Consider the following 18,858-nt stretch of genomic DNA (forward strand, 5'->3'; position numbering starts at 1 on the left):
GATTTTTCAGGTGACCGCATATCTATGCAGTTACAGGCGCGCCATCTCCTCCTTGAGCGCGGCCACGAACGCGTCCACGTCCTCCTCGGTCGTGTCGAAGGCGCACATCCAGCGCACGTCGCCGGCGGCCTCGTCCCAGAAGTAGAACCGGAACCGCTTCTGCAGGCGCAGACTCACGTCGTGCGGGAGCCGGGCGAAGACACCGTTGGCCTGCACCGGGTACAGGATCTCCACGCCGTGCACGGCACGGACGCCCTCGGCGAGCCGCTGGGCCATGTCGTTGGCGTGCCGGGCGTTGCGCAGCCACAGGTCCTTGGCGAGCAGGGCCTCCAGCTGCACCGACACGAAGCGCATCTTGGAGGCGAGCTGCATGGACAGCTTGCGCAGGTGCTTCATGTGGCTGACCGCGTCCTGGTTGATCACCACGACCGCCTCGCCGAACACGGCGCCGTTCTTGGTGCCGCCCAGGGAGAGGATGTCCACGCCGACGGCGTTGGTGAACGTGCGCATCGGAACGTCCAGGGAGGCCGCCGCGTTGGCTATCCGGGAGCCGTCCAGGTGCACCTTCATGCCGTGCGCGTGGGCGTGCTCGCAGATCGCGCGGATCTCGTCCGGGGTGTAGAGGGTGCCCAGCTCGGTGCTCTGGGCGATGGACACGACCTGCGGCATCGCCCGGTGCTCGTCGTCCCAGCCGTACGCCTGCCGGTCGATGAGCTCCGGGGTGAGCTTGCCGTCGGGAGTGGGCACGGTGAGCAGTTTGAGGCCGCCCATGCGCTCGGGGGCGCCGCCCTCGTCGACGTTGACGTGCGCGCTCTCGGCGCAGATCACCGCGCCCCAGCGGTCGGTGACCGCCTGGAGCGCGACGACGTTCGCCCCGGTGCCGTTGAACACCGGGAAGGCCTCGGCGGTGGCCCCGAAGTGGCTGCGGACGATCCGCTGGAGGTTCTCGGTGTACTCGTCCTCACCGTAGGCCACCTGGTGGCCGCCGTTGGCCAGGGCCAGGGCGGCCAGCACCTCGGGGTGCGCACCGGCGTAGTTGTCACTGGCGAAACCGCGGACCTGCGGGTCGTGGTGGCGACGCGCGTCGGTCTTCGGAGGGTTCACGGCTTCTCGGTCAGCCACAGACGGTTTCCGTTCACTTCGGCGGCGGACTTGCTCCAGACGCCTTCGATGGCCTCGGCCAGGTCCTTGACATCGGTGAAGCCCGCGAACTTCGCGTTGGGCCGCTCGGCACGCATCGCGTCGTGCACCAACGCCTTCACCACCAGGATGGCAGCGGCCGAGGTGGGGCCCTCGGGCCCCCCGGCCTTGCGGAAGAAGTCGGCCAGGGCGAGCGTCCACGCCTCCGCGGCGGCCTTGCCCGCGGCGTACGCGGCGTTGCCCGCGGTGGGCCTGCTCGCGGCGGCCGCGCTGATCAGGACGTACCTGCCGCGCTCGCTGCGCTGCAGCGCCTCGTGGAAGGCGAGGGAGGTGTGCTGCACGGTCTTGACGAGGAGCAGTTCCAGGAAGTCCCAGTCGTCCAGGCTGGTCTTGGTGAAGGTCTCGCTGCCCCGCCAGCCGCCGACCAGGTGCACCAGGCCGTCGACGCGGCCGAAGTCCTTCTCGACGTGGGCGGCCCAGTCCCGGGTGGACCGGAGGTCGAGCAGGTCGACCGTGTCCCCGATGACGCTGGCGCCGCCGGACGCGTAGCGGGCCGCGTCCACGGCCTCCGACAACCGCTGCGGGTCGTTGTCCGCCCCCACGACGGTCGCGCCCGCCTCCGCCAGACGCAGCAGCGTCGCCCTGCCCGCGGGGCCGCCCGCGCCCGCCACCGCGATCACTGCACCACTGAGAGACCCGTTGCCCACCATGTGCTTCCCCTCTTGAGCGGAGTTCCGCGGCCGCTCGCTCACGCGGCGACCGGCTCGGCGCTGTCCGCGGTGATGCCCTTGGTCTCGGCGATCACGTTCTTCAGCTTCTTGGACAGGGCCTCGTAGAACATGCTCAGCGGAAACTCGTCCGGAAGCACGTCGTCCACGAGCTTGCGGGGCGGCAGGCTCAGGTCGAGGGCGTCGGGGCCCTTGGCCCACTTGGAGCCGGGGTGCGGGGCGAGGTAGGTGGCGACCAGTTCGTAGCCGGCGAACCAGTGGACGAGCTTCGGGCGGTCGATGCCGTCCTTGTACAGCTTCTCGATCTCGGCGCAGAGCTGGTTGGTGACCAGCGGGGCGCGCTCCCAGTCGATGGCGAGCTTGTTGTCGGTCCAGCGGACCACGTCGTGCTTGTGCAGGTAGGCGAAGAGCAGCTGGCCGCCGAGCCCGTCGTAGTTGCGGACCCGGTCGCCGGTGACCGGGAAGCGGAACATGCGGTCGAAGAGCACCGCGTACTGCACGTCACGGGCCTGCGGGACGCCGTCGGCCGCCAGCTTGACGGCCTCCTTGAAGGCGGTGAGATCGCAGCGCAGCTCCTCCAGGCCGTACATCCAGAACGGCTGGCGCTGCTTGATCATGAACGGGTCGAACGGCAGGTCGCCGTGGCTGTGGGTGCGGTCGTGGACCATGTCCCACAGCACGAAGGCCTCCTCGCAGCGCTTCTGGTCGTGGACCATGGCGGCGATGTCCTCGGGCAGGTTCAGGCCCAGGATGCCGACGGCCGCGTCGGTGACCCGGCGGAACCGGGCGGCCTCACGGTCGCAGAAGATGCCACCCCAAGAGAAACGTTCCGGCGCCTCGCGCACGGCGATGGTCTCGGGGAAGAGGACGGCGGAGTTGGTGTCGTAGCCGGCCGTGAAGTCCTCGAACTTGATGCCGCAGAACAGCGGGTTGTCGTAGCGGGTGCGCTCCAGCTCGGCCAGCCAGTCCGGCCAGACCATGCGCAGCACGACCGCCTCCAGGTTGCGGTCCGGGTTGCCGTTCTGCGTGTACATCGGGAAGACGACCAGGTGCTGGAGGCCGTCCGCGCGGTCCGCGGCGGGCTGGAAGGCCAGCAGCGAGTCCAGGAAGTCGGGCACCTGGAAGCCGCCGTCCGCCCACGTACGGAGGTCACGGACCAGGGCCCGGTGGTACTGGGCGTCGTGCGGCAGCAGCGGCGACAGCTCCTCGACGGCATCGACCACGACGTCCACGGCCCGCCCGGCGTCGCCGCGTCCCGGCGCGCCCTCGGCGGCGAAGTCGATGGAACCGTCCTTGGACTGCCATGGCCGGATCCGCTCCACGGCATTCTTGAGCACGGGCCACGCCGGGTGCTCGACCACCCTGGTCACGGGAGGAACCTGCTCCTCCGAGCCCACCTGCACAAGAACTTCCGTCATGATCCATCCTCCACGGGAGATGCTTCCGTTAGGACACCGTATGCATACGGGGTTTCTCCCAGCAAGGGGGCCCTCAGGAAATTATCCTGCACCACCGCATCTTCACCGCGCTTTTTCCTGTGTGAAACCGTGAATGCAGTCACATCCACGACCGGAGGTGAAGGTGCGTCAGTTCCGGGGCACCGCATGGATCCGGCCGGTCAATGCACGGCGCAACGCGCCCACGCCCGGGTGACCGCCAGTGGGGTCAGGGACCAGACACCGCGCGCCCGGCGCTCCAATCCCCCCGTGTACATACGGGTTCATCGTGACGGGCGGCCATTAGGCTGCGCCCAGCCGCGTGGACAGCCACGTCCCGTCGTACGGTCCGCGCGCACCCCACCGCCGCCGTCGACGGAAGCGAGATGAATCTTGAACTTCCTTACCATCGGTCATCGCGGAGTCATGGGCGTCGAGCCCGAGAACACCCTCCGTTCCTTCGTCGCCGCGCAGCAGGCCGGCCTTGACCTGATCGAACTCGATCTGCACCTCAGCAAGGACGGCGCCCTGGTCGTCATGCACGACGCCGAGGTGGACCGCACGACCGACGGCTCCGGCCCGATCGCCGAGAAGACCCTGGAGGAACTGCGCGCCCTTGACGCGGGCCGGGGCGAACGGGTGCCGGTGTTCGAGGAAGTCCTGGAGGCGGTGCAGTCCCCGCTCCAGGCCGAGATCAAGGACGTCGCGGCGGCCCGCGCGCTGGCCGAGGTCATGCAGCGGCGGGACCTGGTGTCCCGGGTGGAGGTGTCCTCGTTCCACGACGAGGCCGTCGCCGAGATCGCCAGACTGGTGCCGGGGGTACGGACCGCGCTGATCGCCAGCCGGTACGGCACCGACGTGGTGGAGCGGGCCCGGGAGGCGAGGGCGGCGACCCTCTGCCTCGACATCCGGCGGCTGACCCTGGAGGTCGTCGAGCACGCCCGCAAGGCGGACCTGCGGGTGATCGGCTGGGTGGTGAACACCCAGGACCAGCTGCGGCTGGTCCGCGCCCTGCAACTGGACGGCGCGACCACCGACTACCCGGAGATCAAGCGCACCGCCCGCTTCACCGCCTGAGCTCACCCCACCCGGGGGTCACACCAGGGGCTTGACCAGCAACTCGAACCGCAGATCGGCGCGCAGCGGGATACCGAAGCGCTCGTCGCCGTACGGGAACGGGGTCATCTCTCCCGTACGGCGGTAGCCGCGCCGCTCGTACCAGGCGATCAGGTCGTCGCGGACGGAGATCACCGTCATGTGCATCTCCGTGGCGCCCCAGTCCTGCCGGGCTCGGCGCTCCGCCTCGGCGATGACGGCCTTGCCGAGGCCGGCACCCTGGAGGGCGGGGCTGACCGCGAACATGCCGAAGTAGGCGTGGGTGCCGCGGTGTTCGAGCTGGCAGCAGGCGACGACCCGGCCGTCCCGCTCGACGGTGAGCAGTTCGCTGTCCGGCGACTTGATCACCTGGAGGACGCCCTCGGGGTCGGTCCGCTGCCCGTCCAGGATGTCCGCCTCGGTGGTCCAGCCGGCCCGGCTGGCGTCGCCCCGGTAGGCCGACTCGATGAGCGCGACCAGCACGTCCACGTCGGCGTCGGTGGCGGCGCGGAAGGCAAGTGCGGCGGGGGCGCTGTCCATGGTGTTGTCCACGGGCTCCATGGGCGGTTCTCCGATCTCGGGCGCGGTGAGCCGGGGACGAGCCTATCGCCGCTGTTCGGCTCCGGGATTCCGGGGATCGTCCGCGGCCGGGCACTACGCTCCGGTCCCATGGTGCACGTACTCAGCAGCCGTACCCTGGTCCACCCCACCGACCCCGAGCGCTCCCGCGCCTTCTACGGCGAGCAGCTCGGCCTCCCCGTCTACCGCGAGTTCGGTACCGGCCCGGAGCGGGGCACGGTCTATTTCCTCGGCGGCGGATTCCTGGAGGTCTCCGGGCGCTCGGACGCCGCCGCCGCACCGGCCGTGCAGCTGTGGCTCCAGGTCGCGGACGCCGCGGCGGCGCACGAGGAGCTGGTGGCGAAGGGCGTCGAGATCGTACGGCCGCCGGTGCGGGAGCCGTGGGGCCTGGTCGAGATGTGGATCACCGACCCGGACGGCATCAGGATCGTGCTGGTGGAGGTACCGGCCGACCACCCCCTGCGCTACCGGCCGGGGATCTGATGCGCTACCGGCCCGGGGATCCGGCGGCAGGGGCTCAGACCCGCAGCGCGCCCATCCTGCCCTCCAGCCGGCCCAGCAACTCGGCGAGCAGCCCGGCGAGTTCGCCCTGACCCTGCGGGGCCAGGACGGACAGGACGGCCGTCTCGTAGCCGAGCTGCTCGGGCAGGATGCCGTCGACGAGCTCACGGCCGGCGTCGGTGAGGCGGAGGTGGGCGACCCTGCGGTCCCGGGCGTCACCACGCCGCTCGACCAGACCGCGCTCGGTGAGCTGTTTGAGGCGTTTGGTGACGGCGGCGCCCGAGGAGAAGGTCTCCTTGGCGAGTTCGCTCGGGGTCAGTTCGTGGCCGGTGCGGCGCAGCGCACCGAGCAGGTCGAACTCGGGGCGGCTGAGGCCCGCCCGGCGCAGCGGGGCGTCCTCGGCCTGCTGGAGGAGGGCGGCGCAGCGGTTGATGCGGCCGATCACTTCCATGGGCCCGGTGTCCAGGTCGGGATGGACGGACCGCCACTGCCGGACGACCGCGGCGACGGTGTCGTCCCGGCCCGCGGTCCCGTCCGGGCCCCGCGTGGCCTCGCCGGCCGCGTCCGGTGCCCCGCTCCCTGCCGCTTCCCTCCCCGTCCCGCCGTCGGCCGCCGGTCGTCCGTGGGTCGCCGTCATGGCCGTACGTCCTCCGTTGTCCTCGCGCCGTCCCAGGTGTGCGGTCCCTGGCGTCGTACCGTCGCGGCGAGCGTACGGTGTCCGGACTGTTCGGCGAGCACGACCCGCTCCTGGGGCAGCGCGCGTTGCCACCACTCGCCGGACGCGGCGTCGGCCGTGGCGCGCAGTTCGGCGAGGGCGGCGGCCAGGGTGCGCCGGGCGGTCTCCAGGGCGCGGGGGGCCGGCTGCGGCTCGGCGAGCAGGCGGGCGGCCTGTTCACGGGCCCGTTCGACGGCGGCCAGCGCGTGTTCGATGCGGTCGCCGGCCCGGCGGTTGGTGACGACGACCGCAGTGCCGAAGCCCACCAGCGCGCCGACCAGCGTGTCGACGACCCGTTCGGTGATCAGCTGTCCGGCGTCCTGGGCGCGGGCGAACTCGGTGACGAGCAGGGCCATGGGGGTGACGCAGACGCTGCCGAGCCAGTAGTTGCGGCTGATCAGCGCCTCGGCACCGAAGTTGAAGGCGAGACAGCACAGCACCAGGGCGACCGGGTGCAGATGGGCGAGCGGTACGACGGCGGCGAAGACGAGGACGCCGAGGACGTTGCCGACGACGCGCTGGACGCCCCGGCTCCAGGTGAGGGTGACGTTGGCCTGGTAGAGGGAGGCGGCGGTGACCAGCGCCCAGTACGGGCGGCCGACGCCGAGGGCCAGGGAGGCGTAACCGGCGAGGGCGCAGCCGAGCGCGGTGCGGGCGGCGAGGGGGGTGAGGGGGCCCAGCCGGTGCCACAACGGGCGGTGCGGCGCGGCGAGTTCGGCGTCGAGGCCGAGGAGTTCGTCGTCGGCCCCGGCCACCCGGGGGACGCGTCCGGTGCCGCGCAGGGCGCGGGCCCAGCCGCGGAGCGGGGCCGGGTCGGCGTCGGCGGGTGCGGCGAGGGCGACCTCGGCGCGGACGACGAGGTGTTCGAGGGCACGGCGGGTGCGGTCGGTGCGGGCCCCGGTGGCCAGCAGGGACTGCCAGGCGGCCTGTACGGCGGCGGCCGCGGCGGCGCGGGCCTTCGCGTGGCCGTCCGCCGTTCCGCGTGTGGCGGCGTAGGCGGCGGTGGCGTCGAGGGCGTGGGCGGTGGCCCGGCGCTCGGGGCCGTGCGGGCGCAGCAGCCCCGGCGCCATGCCGACGAGCCAGGCCCAGGCGCCCGTCGCCAGGGCCAGCGCGACATGGCCGGGGACCTGGCCGGGGGTCTGTGGCGCGAACAGCGAGGCGGAACTGATGAACGTGAGGACCACGTTTCCGGGCGGGCCGACGCGGGTGGCGTCGCAGAGGGCCTTCTGTACGGCGGCCAGGAGGGCCCCGACGGTGACCAGGACGACCGCGTTCGTGGTGAGCGAGGCGGTGGTGAGGGCCAGGGCGAGGCCGGCGACCATGCCGAGGATCACCCCGGCGAGCATGCGGGCGCGCGCCGGGTAGGGACGGTTGTGGCCGTAGAGGGCGCACAGCGATCCGGCCATCGTGTACATCGCCAGGTCGAGGCGGCCGAGGGCCAGCAGGGCCAGGTTGGGCGGGGCGACCGCGGCGACCACGCTGAGGGCGGGCTTGAACCAGATGTCCGAGGGCCGGCCGAGGCGCAGCACCCCGGCGAGGGGAAGGGGACGGGTCGGGGTGCTCATACCAGCCAATTTAGCATGTGTTTTACTCGTAAAACACTCACGGACGACGGACCGGCCACCCGGCCCGACACGGGGCACAACCTCCTGATCACGCGCCGTGCTCCGGCGAATGCTCCCCGTGTACACCCTTGCGCTGGCGTGCGCGCTGTCCGGCCGGGGCATCGCATCCATCGATGCGACGTACGACGTCGAGCGGGAGGTGCGCGTGCACGGACCGGCTTCGCCCGGCTGGCTGCTGGTCGCGCTGTGCGCGGCGACCGGGGCCTACTGCCTGCTGCGGATGCGCAGCAGCGTCGAGGCACAGCGGCGCGCCGCGGGCGGCGAGGCGCTGATGGGGTTCGGCATGGCCGCGATGGCCGTGCCGCCCACCGTCTTCACCCCGCCGGGGTGGGCCTGGCCTCTGTACGCGGCGGTGTTCGGCGCGGCGGCGGTGCGTGCGCTGTGGAGCGCGCGCGGCGGCCCGCACCATCTGCACCACCTGGTGGGGGCCGCGGCGATGGTCTACATGGCGGTCGTGATGGCGGCCTCCCCCGGCGGCCACCACCACGGCGGCTCCGGAGTCCCGCTGCTGACCGGGGTGTTGCTGCTCTACTTCACCGGTTACGTCCTGCTGGCCGGGGCGCGCCTGGTGCCCGGCGCGGTGGCGGCCGCCGGAGCCGGGGCGGCCGGCTGGGGCGACCGGCCCGAACTGGCCCGCGCGTGCCGGTTGTCGATGGGGATCGGCATGGTGGCGATGCTGCTGACGCTGTGAGGAAGTGACGGCTCTCGCGGCGCACACGTTGGCTGCGTCACTTTGGCGCAGCGGGCTGTACCCCTGCGCGGCCCCCCGCTCATAGGGTGCTGGCCATGATGGTCCCTGTGGCACTGCTGCTGCTCGGCGCCCTGACGGCCGCCGTCGGACCGCGGCTGCTCGCCCGCGCCGACTGGACGGAACGGGAGCCGGTGGTCGCCCTGTGGATGTGGCAGTGCGTGGTGGCGGCCGTACTGCTGTGCTGCGCGCTGTCGATGACGCTGAGCGCGGCGGCGGCCTGGCAGGCGGTGCGCGGGCACGTGTTCGCGACCGCCCCGAGCCGGGTGGCGGACGCCTACCCGCTCGGTACGGCCGGGCCGTGGGCGGCGGCGACCGCGGTGGCCCTCGCCTGCGCGGGGCTGTGGAGCGGAGCGATGCTGGTGCGCGAGGTGCTGCGGGCCAGGGCCCGGCTGCGCCGCCGGCGGGCCGAACTCCTGTTGCGGGCACCGTTGTTGCCCGGCGAGGAACCGGCGGGCGGCCGGCTCGTCGTCCTGGAGGGCGAGCGTGCCGACGCCTGGTGGCTGCCCGGCCCGGCACCTCGACTCGTCGTCACGACGGCCGCGTTACGGCGACTCAAGGGCCGTCGGCTGGACGCGGTGCTCGCCCATGAGCAGGGGCACGCGCAGGCCCGGCACGACTGGCTGCTGCACTGCTCGGCCGCACTGGCGGACGGGTTCCCGCAGGTCCCGGTGTTCGCCGCGTTCCGCGAGGAGATGCACCGCCTGGTCGAGCTGGCCGCCGACGACGTGGCCTCCCGGCGGCACGGCCGCCTCACCACCGCGCTCGCCCTGGTCGAACTGAACGAGGACAGGGGCGTGTTCGGCCCCGGACACAGCCCGCACGGCCATGTCCCGCAACGTGTCCAGCGGTTGCTCACCGCCCCCGACCGGCTCCCCGCCCGGCACCGGTTGCGGCTGACCGCGACGGCCACCCTGGTCCCGGTGGTCCCCGTGCTGGTGGCGCTCGTCCCGGGTCTGCGCGCGTTCGGCTAAAGCCTTCGGGTAAAGCCTTGTCCAGCTGACCAATTGGCCTTCGGGCAATGATTCGGCAAAGATCACGCCATGCCACCCGCACCCAGCGACCGCCCCGCCCCGCTCCTCACGACCGCCGTTCTGGCCCTGTCCTCGGCGCTGCTGCTCGCCCTCGTCGCCGGCGAGTGGCCGCCCCTTCTCGCGGTGGACGAGAGCATCGCCGGCACCACCCACCGCTGGGCCCTGGCGGACCGGGACACCACCCATGTGCTGCGGATCCTCGCCGACTGGGTCTGGGACCCGCTGACCATGCGCCTGCTCTGCGCGGCCGTCGCGGTGTGGCTGGTGTGGCGGCACTCGGCCTGGTGGACCGCGCTGTGGCTGGCCCTGACCTGTGCGCTGGGCGCGGTCGCCCAGCAGTCCCTCAAGGCCGCCGTGGGCCGTCCGCGCCCGCAGTGGCCGGACCCCGTGGACTCGGCGCACTACGCCGCGTTCCCCTCGGGTCACACGATGACCGCGACGGTGGTCTGCGGCCTGCTGCTGTGGCTGCTGCACCGCTGCGGCACCGGTCGTGCGGTGTGGCGTACGGCGCTGGTGGTGGCCTGGGTGTCGGTCACCGGCGTCGGCGTGACCCGGGTCTGGCTCGGTGTGCACTGGCCCTCGGACGTGCTCGGCGGCTGGCTGCTCGGCGCGCTGGTGGTGGCCCTGGCGGTGCTGGCCTACGAGTGGGAGCGCGGCGGCCGGGGACACGCCTAGTCGGCGCCGTCGGTAGAGTCCGGCGCATGACTGCCGTCCTCTTCGACTTCTCCGGGACCCTCTTCCGCGTCGAGTCCACCGAATCCTGGCTGCGGGCGGTGCTCGCCGCAGCCGAAGTGGGCTTTCCCGAAGGGGAGTTGCTGGACGCCGCCCGCGCGCTCGAGGTGGCCGGGGCACAGCCCGGCGGGGCGAACCCGGTCGCGCTGCCCGAGGAGCTGGCCGAGGTGTGGGCCGTGCGGGACGAGAGCGCGGAACTGCACCGGGCCGCGTACACCGGCCTGTCCCGTCGGGTGACACTGCCGGACCCGGCCCTGCACGACGCGCTCTACGAGCGGCACATGACCCCGGCGGCCTGGGCGCCGTACCCGGACACCGAGGAGGTGCTGCGCACGCTGCGCGCGCACGGCGTCGGCATCGGCGTGGTCAGCAACATCGGCTGGGACCTGCGCCCGGTCTTCCGCGCGCACGGGCTCGACGCGTACGTGGACACGTACGTCCTCTCCTACGAGCACGGGTTCCAGAAGCCGGACCCGCGGCTCTTCGCCCTCGCTCTGGACGCGCTCGGGGCCGTGCCGGCCGGGACGGTGATGGTCGGGGACAGCAGGGCCGCCGACGGCGGGGCGGCGGCGCTCGGATGCCGGGTGCACTTCGTGGACCATCTGCCGGTGGACGAGCGGCCGGACGCGCTGCTGCCGGTCCTCGATCTGGTGGGCGTGGCCCGCCGACCGGCCACGCCCACACAGGCCTGACCCGCCGCGCGTCCGCCCGAGACGCTCCCCCGTGTCGCCCCGGACGGACGGCAGCCCTGACCTGCCCCCGCGCAGTGCGGTGGCCGCCGCGTCGATTATAGTTGGCTGGCAGCCAGTCAACGCAGGAGTTCCAGGATGTCCCCGCGCAGCGCATCGGTCAATGAAGAGTTGCGCCGGCGTTCCCGGGAGCGACTGCTGCAGGCCGCCGTCGAGCTGGTCGACGAGCACGGCTTCGAGGCCACCACGCTGGGCGACATCGCAGACCGGGCGGGGTCGGCGCGGGGGCTTGTGTCGTACTACTTCCCCGGCAAGCGGCAGCTGGTCCAGTCCGCCGTGCACCGGCTGATGCACCGCACGCTGGAAGAGGCGCTGGAGCACGAACCGCACACCGAGGACGGCCGGGAACGGCTGGCGCGGGCCATCGACGCGATCCTGGGCCTCGCCGGCGAGCGGCCGGTGCTGATGCGTCAGCACATGGCGGGCCTGCTCCAGGCCGAGGGGTTCGTGCAGTGCCCCGAGCAGCGCCGGCTGGCGGAACTGCTCGGCGACACCGTCGCCCGGTACGGCTCGCAGGACGTGACGACCGACTACCCGATGCTGCGGGCCCTGCTGATGGGGGCCGTGTACGCGGCACTGGTCCCGGGCGCCCCGATGCCCGTACCGGTCCTGCGGGCGGAGCTGTTCGCACGCTACGGCCTCGACCGGGAGCTGGGCCTTCCGCCGGATTCCGCGCCGTCGGCCGGACGGCGGGACCTGTCCAGGTTCTTCGCGACGGAGGACCGGACGGACCACCGACACGACACCACTGAGCGATAAGATCATCACACTCCGCGCACGTTGACCCGCGCCCGCTTCACCCCTGCGGCCCCTGTCGAGGTCGCCGGGCCGGTGGGATGCTGGAGCCACCAGCCCCTCGGGCAAGGAGTCTCCTCGTGTTGCGTGTCGCCGTCGTCGGCTCCGGGCCGAGCGGGTGCTACACCGCCCAGAACCTCGTCCAGCTCGACTCCACGGTGCGGGTGGACGTCCTGGACCGGCTCCCCTGCCCGTTCGGGCTGGTGCGGTACGGGGTCGCCCCGGACCACGAGAAGATCAAGTCACTGCAGGGCAACCTGCGCACCGTCCTGGAGCACGAGCGGGTGCGGTTCCTCGGCGGGGTGCGGATCGGGGGGCCGGGCGGACTGCCGGTGGAGCGGCTGCGGGAGCTGTACCACGCGGTGGTGTACTGCGTCGGGGCGGCCACCGACCGGCGGCTCGGGATCCCCGGCGAGGAGCTGCCGGGCAGCTGGTCGGCGACCGAGTTCGTGTCCTGGTACAGCGCCCATCCGGACGCCGTCGACGCCGGGTTCGTACGCGACGCCCGGTCGGCGGTGGTCATCGGCGTCGGCAACGTCGCGGTCGACGTGGCGCGGATGCTGGCCCGGGGCGCGGCGGAGCTGAGCCCGACGGACATGCCGCAGGCGGCCCTGACGGCACTCGCGCGAAGCCGGATAAGGGAGGTCCACGTGGTGGGCAGGCGGGGCCCCTCACAAGCCCGGTTCACCACCAAGGAGCTGCGCGAGCTCGGCGGCCTGCCCGACACCGACGTCACCGTGGAACCAGGCGAGTTGGCACTCGACCCGGACTGCGCCGATCCGTCGGCGCTGCCCGCCGCCCAGCGCCGCAACGTGGAGGTGCTGCGCGGCTGGGGCGAGGGCGGCGGCCGGTCCGGTGACCGCCGCATCCGGCTGCGCTTCTTCCTGCGCCCGGTCGAGGTGCTCGACGACGGCGGCCGGGTGGGCGGGGTGCTCTTCGAACGCACCGAGCCGGACGGGCTCGGCGGCGTGCGGGGCACCGGCCGGTACGAGACCGTCGAGGCGCAGTTGGTGCTGCGTTCGGTGGGATACCGCGGAGTGCCGCTGGACGGGCTCCCGTTCGACGAGGAGAGCGGCACCGTGCCGCACGAGGCGGGCCGCGTCCTGCACAGCTGCTTCGGCGTGTCCGGTGACTACGTGGCGGGCTGGATCAAGCGGGGCCCGACCGGCGTCATCGGCACCAACCGGCCCGACGCCAAGGAGACGGTGACGTCCCTGCTGGCGGACGCACCCGTGCTGCTGCGCAGGGAGGTGGCGCGGGATCCGGTCGCCGCGCTGCGCTCGGAGGGCATCGAGCCGGTGGAGTGGACGGGCTGGCAGGCGATCGAGCGGGCCGAGGCGGCGCTCGGCGCCCGGCTGGGCCGGAGCGTGGTCAAGCTCGCCGACTGGGACTCCCTGCTGGCGGCGGCGCGGACGGGGGCACGGCAGGCGGCGGTGCGGACGGAGTCGTAGCGGAGTCGATCGCGTCCCGGCGGGCATGACACGTATCGGCAACCCCCCAGAAATCAACAAACTGTTCAAGCCGCTTACGGTCTCGTGCTGTCCGGATGTCGTCCCCGCACTGGAGCCCCCATGGCCACGACCACCGCCCCCGTCCACCCCGTCGACGAGGTCCCGCCCGTACGGCAGTTGGCCGCGTTCGGCCTCCAGCACGTGCTCGCGATGTACGCGGGCGCCGTCGCCGTGCCGCTCATCGTGGGCGGTGCGATGAAGCTGTCGGCCCCCGACCTGGCGTACCTGATCACCGCCGATCTGTTGGTGTGCGGGATAGCGACGCTCATCCAGTGCGTAGGTCTCTGGCGCTTCGGCGTACGGCTGCCGATCATGCAGGGCTGTACGTTCGCGGCGGTCTCGCCGATGGTCCTCATCGGTACGACGGGCGGCGGGCTGCCCGCGATCTACGGCTCGGTGATCGTGGCGGGCCTGGCGATCATGCTGCTCGCGCCGGTCTTCGGCAGGCTGTTGCGCTTCTTCCCGCCCCTGGTCACCGGCACCGTGATCCTGATCATCGGACTCTCCCTGCTGCCGGTCGCGGGCAACTGGGCGGCGGGCGGCGCCGGTGCCAAGGACTTCGGGGAGCCCAAGAACCTGGCACTGGCCGCCTTCGTGCTCGCGGTGGTGATCGGCGTGCAGCGGTTCGCACCCGCCTACCTGGCCAGGATCGCCGTCCTGACCGGCATCGCGGTGGGCCTCGCGGTGGCCGTGCCCTTCGGGTTCACGGACTTCGGCGGGGTCGCGGACGCCGACTGGCTCGGCATCAGCACGCCGTTCCACTTCGGCACGCCGACGTTCCATGTCTCGGCGATCGTCTCCATGCTGGTGGTGGCCCTGGTGACCATGACGGAGACGACCGGTGACCTGATCGCGGTGGGCGAGATGACCGGCCGGGCGGTCGAGCCCCGGTCCCTGGCCGACGGGCTGCGCGCCGACGGGCTGTCGACCGTCCTCGGCGGTGTCTTCAACACCTTCCCGTACACGGCGTACGCGCAGAACGTCGGCCTGGTGGGGATGACCCGGGTGCGCAGCCGCTGGGTGGTCGCGGCGGCCGGCGGCATCCTGGTGCTGCTCGGCCTGCTGCCCAAGCTGGGCGCGGTGGTCGCGGCGATTCCGGCGCCGGTGCTGGGCGGTGCGGGTCTGGTGATGTTCGGGACGGTCGCGGCGAGCGGTCTGCGCACGCTCGCGACCGTCGACTTCAAGGGCAACAACAACCTGACGGTGGTGGCCGTGTCGGTGGCGGTCGGCCTGCTGCCGGTCGGGGTGCCGGCGGTCTACGGGAAGTTCCCCGACTGGTTCCAGACGGTGATGAACAGCGGCATCAGCGCGGGCTGCCTGACGGCGATCGTCCTGAACCTGCTCTTCAACCACCTTCCGGCGAAGGAGGGTTCGACCCCTGCGCCCGTTCCGACCGAAGCCGGTCCGACCTTCTAGGGCCCTTGGCCGTGTCAGGAGCCCGCGCCGAACAGGTGCGCGGGGACCGCCGCGGCCAGCGCCCGGTAGCCGGCCGGGTTGAGGTGGAGCCCGTCGCCGACCTGGAGGTCGGCGCGCAGTCGGCTGGGATCGGCCGGGTCGCGCACGACCCGGTCGAAGTCGAGCACCGTGTCGAAGTGGCCGGGTTCCCGGATCCAGGCGTCGACCCGCTGCCGCGCCGCCTCCCGCACGCCCGCTCCGTCGTCGTACGCGTTGCCGCCGAAGGGCGTCAGGGTGGCGCCGTAGACACGGATGCCCTGGGCGTGGGCGCGCACGACGATCTGCTGGTAGGCGGCGATCAGGTCGTCGGCGACGGCTCGCTGGGCCTGCGGGGTGGCGGCGGCGGTTCCGATGTCGTTGACACCCTCGAAGACGATCAGCCAGGAGACTCCGCTGCTGGACAGGACGTCACGGTCGAGGCGGGCCAGGAGGTTGGGGCCGAGGCCGTCGTTGAGGACCCGGTTGCCGCCCGCCGCCTGGTTGATCACCGCGATGCCCGAGGTGGCGGGGATGGACCGGAGCCGGTCGTAGAACTGGTCCGGCCAGCGGTCGTTGCCGTTGGTGGTGGAGCCGCGCCCGTCCGTGAGGGAGTCGCCGACGACGGCCACGGCACGGGTCCCGGCCGACGCCCGCACTTCGACGCCGCTGAGCAGGTACCAGTGGTCGACCGGTGTGGCACCGCTGAGGTCCGGGTCCTGGACGTGGTCGCCGCGCAGGAGGTACGACGTGGTGCGCGATCCGGGGTGCGAGGTGAGCGCGTGGTCGGGCTGGCCCTGCGCGGTGTACGCCGTGACGGTGAGTTCGGCACCGGGGTCCAGTTCCAGGTCCACGGGATCGGAGACGACCTGGGCGCCGACGGGTACCACGGTGGCGGCGCGCCCGGAGAAGGTGACGGGCTGGACGCTGCCGGGGACGACGGCGCCGACGCCGGCCCGCCCGCCCTCGGGAAGCGCCACGGTCACCGCGGTGAGCGGGAGCGGGGTGTCGCCGTAGGCGTTGGAGAAACGCAGCCTCAGCCGGTGCCCGCCGGTGCTCACCCGGACGGTCTGGCGCAAGGTGGTGTCGGCCAGCACCGACGTCTCCCCCGTGAAGGGCGCGGGCGGCAGATTGCCGACCTCGGTGAGCTGGGGCATCGCGGTCCAGGTGGCCACCCAGTGGTCGGCACGGGCGGCGCCGGTGGTCACCTGCCGGGGGCCGCGGGCCAGCGCAGTGACGGCGGTGACGGTCACCACCAGGGCGAGGGCGAGGACACAGACGCTGAGGAGCGTGGCGAGTGGCGTTCTGCTGGGCTGCGGCTTCACGGGAACCTTCCTGTCGAGTGGTGACGAGGCCGTCAACTGACCGTGCAGGTGGTGCCGTTGAGCGTGTACGCGGTCGGGGCCGCGCTGTTGCCGGTGTGGCTCGCCTGGGAGCTCCCGGCATCGTGGCATGGACATGGCCCGCCATGGAAGCGCTTCCACGCCACTGCGCGGGGCCCACTGCCCACACCGGTCGAATCCTGCGCGAGGCGTTGACTAGAAAGCGCTTTCACCCTACGTTCCGTCCAGCAGGCTGACCGATGGTCCTGCCGGTGACCCTGCCCACACAGGTTTCTGGCCGAATTGTTCATACCGGCGCCCATCGTTCAGTGGAGAGAACATCGATCCGAAAGGCACCGACCAGGCCCCCTACTAGGCCCTCCCCTCGAAAGAAGGCATACGGGACATGACTTCACGAGTACGGACCAGTGCGCGCGCACTGCTGAGCGGACTGGCCGCCCTGGGACTCCCATTTGGCATGATCATGACTAGCGGCGGCCAGGCGAACGCGGCCACCTGGCCGACCGCGAGCGGCAGCCAGGCGGTCACGGCGACCATCAAGCTGTCCGGCACGAAGGACTACGGGATGCTGCGCCTGTACGGCAGCGGCGCCCTGGGAACCGGCGGCCAGAGCGAGGACCAGGACCCGATCCTCGACCTGGCGGCCGGCACGGTCCTCAAGAACCTCATCATCGGCGCGCCCGCGGCGGACGGGATCCACTGCGAGGGCAGCTGCACGCTCCAGAACGTGTGGTGGGAGGACGTCGGCGAGGACGCGGCGACGTTCAAGGGCTCCTCGTCGTCCAACGTGTACACCGTCTCCGGCGGTGGCGCGAAGGAGGCCAGCGACAAGGTGTTCCAGTTCAACGGCGGCGGCACCCTCAACGTGTCCAACTTCGCGGTGCGGAACTTCGGCAAGCTGGTCCGCTCGTGCGGCAACTGCAAGACGCAGTACAAGCGCACGATCAACCTCAACACGATCGAGGCGACCTACAAGGGCAGCGCGCTGGTCGGCATCAACACCAACTACGGTGACAGCGCGACGCTGAAGAACATCACGATCGTCGGGGACAGCAGCAAGAAGATCGTGCCCTGCCAGAAGTACATCGGCAACAACACGGGCGCGGAGCCGCCGACGAACGGGAGCGGGCCGGACGGGACCTACTGCAAGTACGCGAGTACGGACATCACTTACAAGTGAGCCGGGCGGCCCGGCCGTCACCGCTCAGCGGGCGGTGACGGCCCCCCGTCGGGTCGTCGCGTCAGTGCTGGACCGTGGCGCAGGTGAGTTGGGTCTTCCCGTCGGCCGTCGTCACGACGAACGTGCCGCCGGTGAGCCCGCCGAGGTCGAACCTGCCCGCACTGTCCGTGGAGACGGTGCCCGCGGAGGACTGCGGGGTGGCGCCCGAGTAACTCACCCTCATGTCCCTGGGGAAACCCTCGCCCCACAGGTGATATCGCCCGGCCGAGTCCGTTTCGACATGGCACGCCGCGAGGGACACGGCGCCCGGCGGGACGGCGGCCTGAGCGTGGGCGGACATCGCGGGACTCATCGCGAGCCCGGGGGTGACCAGGAACGCGAGGGCGGCGAGACGACGAGTTCGGTTCATGATTCACCTGCTTCGGTGCTGCGGACGCGGCCGGGGAGCCGTACCGGATCCGCCACTCACGGGAACTCGGGCTGCAACCTGCCTCCACCGTATCGTCCGTCATGTCCCGTGGCATCTCGCGGATCACGGCCGGGCGCGGGGCGGGCGCCCGGGCCGTGTGCTCAGCCGGTGTGCGTCACCAGGGCGTCGATGAGCTCGGGCCAGAGCGGGCGCGGGCGGTCGTGCCCCATGTCCGGGACCAGGAGGAGCTCCGCTCCGGGCACCAGCTCAGCGGTGCGCCGGCCGCCGCTGACGTCGATCAGCGTGTCGTCCAGGCCGTGGATCACCAGGGTCGGCACCCGCAGCTGCCGGAGCGCGTCCGCGCGCGAGCCGCTCAGCACCATCGCGCCGAGCTGGCGTCCGATCCCGGCGGGGTGGTGGGCGCGGTCGTAACTGGCCGCGGCCAGCTCCCGGAGGGCCGCGGGGTCCCCGTAGCGCCTCGACGCCCAGACCAGTTCCCGGTCCGCCGCCGCGATGTACCCCTCGCGGTCCGACGGTCTCGGGCTGAACAGCGCCGCCTGCGCCTCGGGGGTGGACCGGCCATAGGCGCTCTCCCCCGTCGAGGACATCATCGACGTGAGCGTCAGCACCCGCTCCGGCCGGCTGATGGCCATGGTCTGGGCGATCATGCCGCCCATCGACGCGCCGACCACGTGGGCCCGTTCGACACCGAGCACGGTGAGCAGGCCGAGGCCGTCGTCGGCCATGTCCCGCAGACCGTAGGGGACCATGGCGAGGGCTGCGGCCGTGTCCCCCGAGCGCACCGCGGCGATGAACCGGCCGACGTCGACGGGGTGTTCGTCGAACTTGGTGGACAGACCGCTGTCCCGGTTGTCGTAGCGGATCACGTACCGCCCGCGGTCCGCCAGCGCCTGGCAGAAGTCCTCGTGCCAGGCGATCATCTGGGCACCGAAGCCCATCACGAGCAGGACAGGGGGGTCACCGGGATCGCCGAATCCTTCGTAGGCGAGGGACACCCCGGGCGACACTTCAGCGATCGGCATACGCGGATCTTGCCAGCCTCCACCGGCAGAGCGCACTCGGATTGTCCGTGGGGCGGGTGGTGTC

At 72.2% G+C, this 18,858-nt stretch carries 19 protein-coding genes; 10 read left to right on the plus strand and 9 right to left on the minus strand.

The window, feature by feature from the left end; genetic code table 11:
* Positions 1 to 30: 30 nt before the first annotated feature.
* From AB0958_RS00625 to AB0958_RS00635, 3 genes are read right to left on the minus strand one after another with little or no spacing between them, the layout of a single operon-like run.
* Positions 31 to 1,104 (minus strand): low specificity L-threonine aldolase, encoded by a 1,074-nt coding sequence (locus AB0958_RS00625; RefSeq protein ID WP_366888078.1) that lies wholly within the window; start codon positions 1,102 to 1,104, stop codon positions 31 to 33.
* On the minus strand, positions 1,101 to 1,847 hold the full coding sequence (locus AB0958_RS00630; protein ID WP_366888169.1) for an SDR family NAD(P)-dependent oxidoreductase: 747 nt from the start codon (positions 1,845 to 1,847) through the stop codon (positions 1,101 to 1,103). Before AB0958_RS00630 ends, AB0958_RS00625 begins: the two co-directional genes overlap by 4 nt.
* A gap of 41 nt (positions 1,848 to 1,888) precedes the next feature.
* Positions 1,889 to 3,286 carry a DUF6421 family protein gene (locus tag AB0958_RS00635; RefSeq protein WP_366888079.1) on the minus strand — a complete coding sequence of 466 codons (1,398 nt, stop codon included), beginning with the start codon at positions 3,284 to 3,286 and terminating at the stop codon, positions 1,889 to 1,891.
* 411 nt (positions 3,287 to 3,697) lie between these two features.
* On the opposite strand from AB0958_RS00635, the gene AB0958_RS00640 reads away from it, so the two are divergent.
* Positions 3,698 to 4,381: a glycerophosphodiester phosphodiesterase family protein gene (locus AB0958_RS00640; protein ID WP_366888080.1), complete on the plus strand. Its 684-nt coding sequence runs from the start codon at positions 3,698 to 3,700 to the stop codon at positions 4,379 to 4,381.
* A gap of 18 nt (positions 4,382 to 4,399) precedes the next feature.
* Here AB0958_RS00640 and AB0958_RS00645 read toward each other — a convergent pair whose 3' ends face one another.
* Entirely contained in the window at positions 4,400 to 4,939 is a 540-nt protein-coding gene (locus AB0958_RS00645; RefSeq protein WP_366888170.1) for a GNAT family N-acetyltransferase, read from the minus strand.
* 129 nt (positions 4,940 to 5,068) lie between these two features.
* Here AB0958_RS00645 and AB0958_RS00650 point away from each other — a divergent pair, with 129 nt between their 5' ends.
* Positions 5,069 to 5,461, plus strand: a complete 393-nt coding sequence (locus tag AB0958_RS00650; RefSeq protein WP_360513649.1) for a VOC family protein — start codon at positions 5,069 to 5,071, stop codon at positions 5,459 to 5,461.
* A gap of 34 nt (positions 5,462 to 5,495) precedes the next feature.
* On the opposite strand, the gene AB0958_RS00655 is transcribed toward AB0958_RS00650, so the two are convergent.
* Positions 5,496 to 6,116 carry a MarR family transcriptional regulator gene (locus AB0958_RS00655; RefSeq protein WP_366888081.1) on the minus strand — a complete coding sequence of 207 codons (621 nt, stop codon included), beginning with the start codon at positions 6,114 to 6,116 and terminating at the stop codon, positions 5,496 to 5,498.
* Positions 6,113 to 7,759 carry an FUSC family protein gene (locus AB0958_RS00660; RefSeq protein WP_366888082.1) on the minus strand — a complete coding sequence of 549 codons (1,647 nt, stop codon included), beginning with the start codon at positions 7,757 to 7,759 and terminating at the stop codon, positions 6,113 to 6,115. Before AB0958_RS00660 ends, AB0958_RS00655 begins: the two co-directional genes overlap by 4 nt.
* Before the next feature lie 205 nt (positions 7,760 to 7,964).
* Here AB0958_RS00660 and AB0958_RS00665 point away from each other — a divergent pair, with 205 nt between their 5' ends.
* From AB0958_RS00665 to AB0958_RS00695, 7 genes are all read left to right on the plus strand, one after another.
* Entirely contained in the window at positions 7,965 to 8,510 is a 546-nt protein-coding gene (locus tag AB0958_RS00665; RefSeq protein ID WP_366888171.1) for a DUF5134 domain-containing protein, read from the plus strand.
* Between the two features lie 95 nt (positions 8,511 to 8,605).
* Positions 8,606 to 9,541 carry a M56 family metallopeptidase gene (locus AB0958_RS00670; RefSeq protein ID WP_366888083.1) on the plus strand — a complete coding sequence of 312 codons (936 nt, stop codon included), beginning with the start codon at positions 8,606 to 8,608 and terminating at the stop codon, positions 9,539 to 9,541.
* A 69-nt stretch (positions 9,542 to 9,610) separates the two neighbouring features.
* Positions 9,611 to 10,276 carry a phosphatase PAP2 family protein gene (locus AB0958_RS00675; protein ID WP_366888084.1) on the plus strand — a complete coding sequence of 222 codons (666 nt, stop codon included), beginning with the start codon at positions 9,611 to 9,613 and terminating at the stop codon, positions 10,274 to 10,276.
* A 26-nt stretch (positions 10,277 to 10,302) separates the two neighbouring features.
* Positions 10,303 to 11,025 carry an HAD-IA family hydrolase gene (locus tag AB0958_RS00680; RefSeq protein WP_366888085.1) on the plus strand — a complete coding sequence of 241 codons (723 nt, stop codon included), beginning with the start codon at positions 10,303 to 10,305 and terminating at the stop codon, positions 11,023 to 11,025.
* Positions 11,026 to 11,160: 135 nt separating this feature from the next.
* Positions 11,161 to 11,841, plus strand: coding sequence for a helix-turn-helix domain-containing protein (locus AB0958_RS00685; RefSeq protein ID WP_366888086.1), 681 nt, complete (start codon positions 11,161 to 11,163; stop codon positions 11,839 to 11,841).
* A gap of 116 nt (positions 11,842 to 11,957) precedes the next feature.
* The gene (locus AB0958_RS00690; RefSeq protein ID WP_366888087.1) at positions 11,958 to 13,328 is read left to right on the plus strand and encodes an FAD-dependent oxidoreductase; all 1,371 of its coding nucleotides are present in this window, start codon (positions 11,958 to 11,960) and stop codon (positions 13,326 to 13,328) included.
* A 120-nt stretch (positions 13,329 to 13,448) separates the two neighbouring features.
* Positions 13,449 to 14,804, plus strand: coding sequence for a nucleobase:cation symporter-2 family protein (locus AB0958_RS00695; RefSeq protein ID WP_366888088.1), 1,356 nt, complete (start codon positions 13,449 to 13,451; stop codon positions 14,802 to 14,804).
* A 14-nt stretch (positions 14,805 to 14,818) separates the two neighbouring features.
* Here the strand turns inward: AB0958_RS00695 and AB0958_RS00700 are convergent, their stop codons facing one another.
* Positions 14,819 to 16,144 carry an SGNH/GDSL hydrolase family protein gene (locus tag AB0958_RS00700; RefSeq protein WP_366888089.1) on the minus strand — a complete coding sequence of 442 codons (1,326 nt, stop codon included), beginning with the start codon at positions 16,142 to 16,144 and terminating at the stop codon, positions 14,819 to 14,821.
* Positions 16,145 to 16,547: 403 nt separating this feature from the next.
* On the opposite strand from AB0958_RS00700, the gene AB0958_RS00705 reads away from it, so the two are divergent.
* Positions 16,548 to 17,342: a pectate lyase gene (locus AB0958_RS00705; RefSeq protein WP_366888090.1), complete on the plus strand. Its 795-nt coding sequence runs from the start codon at positions 16,548 to 16,550 to the stop codon at positions 17,340 to 17,342.
* A gap of 61 nt (positions 17,343 to 17,403) precedes the next feature.
* Here AB0958_RS00705 and AB0958_RS00710 read toward each other — a convergent pair whose 3' ends face one another.
* Positions 17,404 to 17,751 carry a hypothetical protein gene (locus tag AB0958_RS00710; protein ID WP_366888091.1) on the minus strand — a complete coding sequence of 116 codons (348 nt, stop codon included), beginning with the start codon at positions 17,749 to 17,751 and terminating at the stop codon, positions 17,404 to 17,406.
* A 161-nt stretch (positions 17,752 to 17,912) separates the two neighbouring features.
* Entirely contained in the window at positions 17,913 to 18,794 is an 882-nt protein-coding gene (locus AB0958_RS00715; protein WP_366888092.1) for an alpha/beta hydrolase, read from the minus strand.
* Between the last annotated feature and the right edge of the window lie 64 nt (positions 18,795 to 18,858).

The organism is Streptomyces sp. NPDC006655, from assembly GCF_040703965.1.
Taxonomy (GTDB): domain Bacteria; phylum Actinomycetota; class Actinomycetes; order Streptomycetales; family Streptomycetaceae; genus Streptomyces.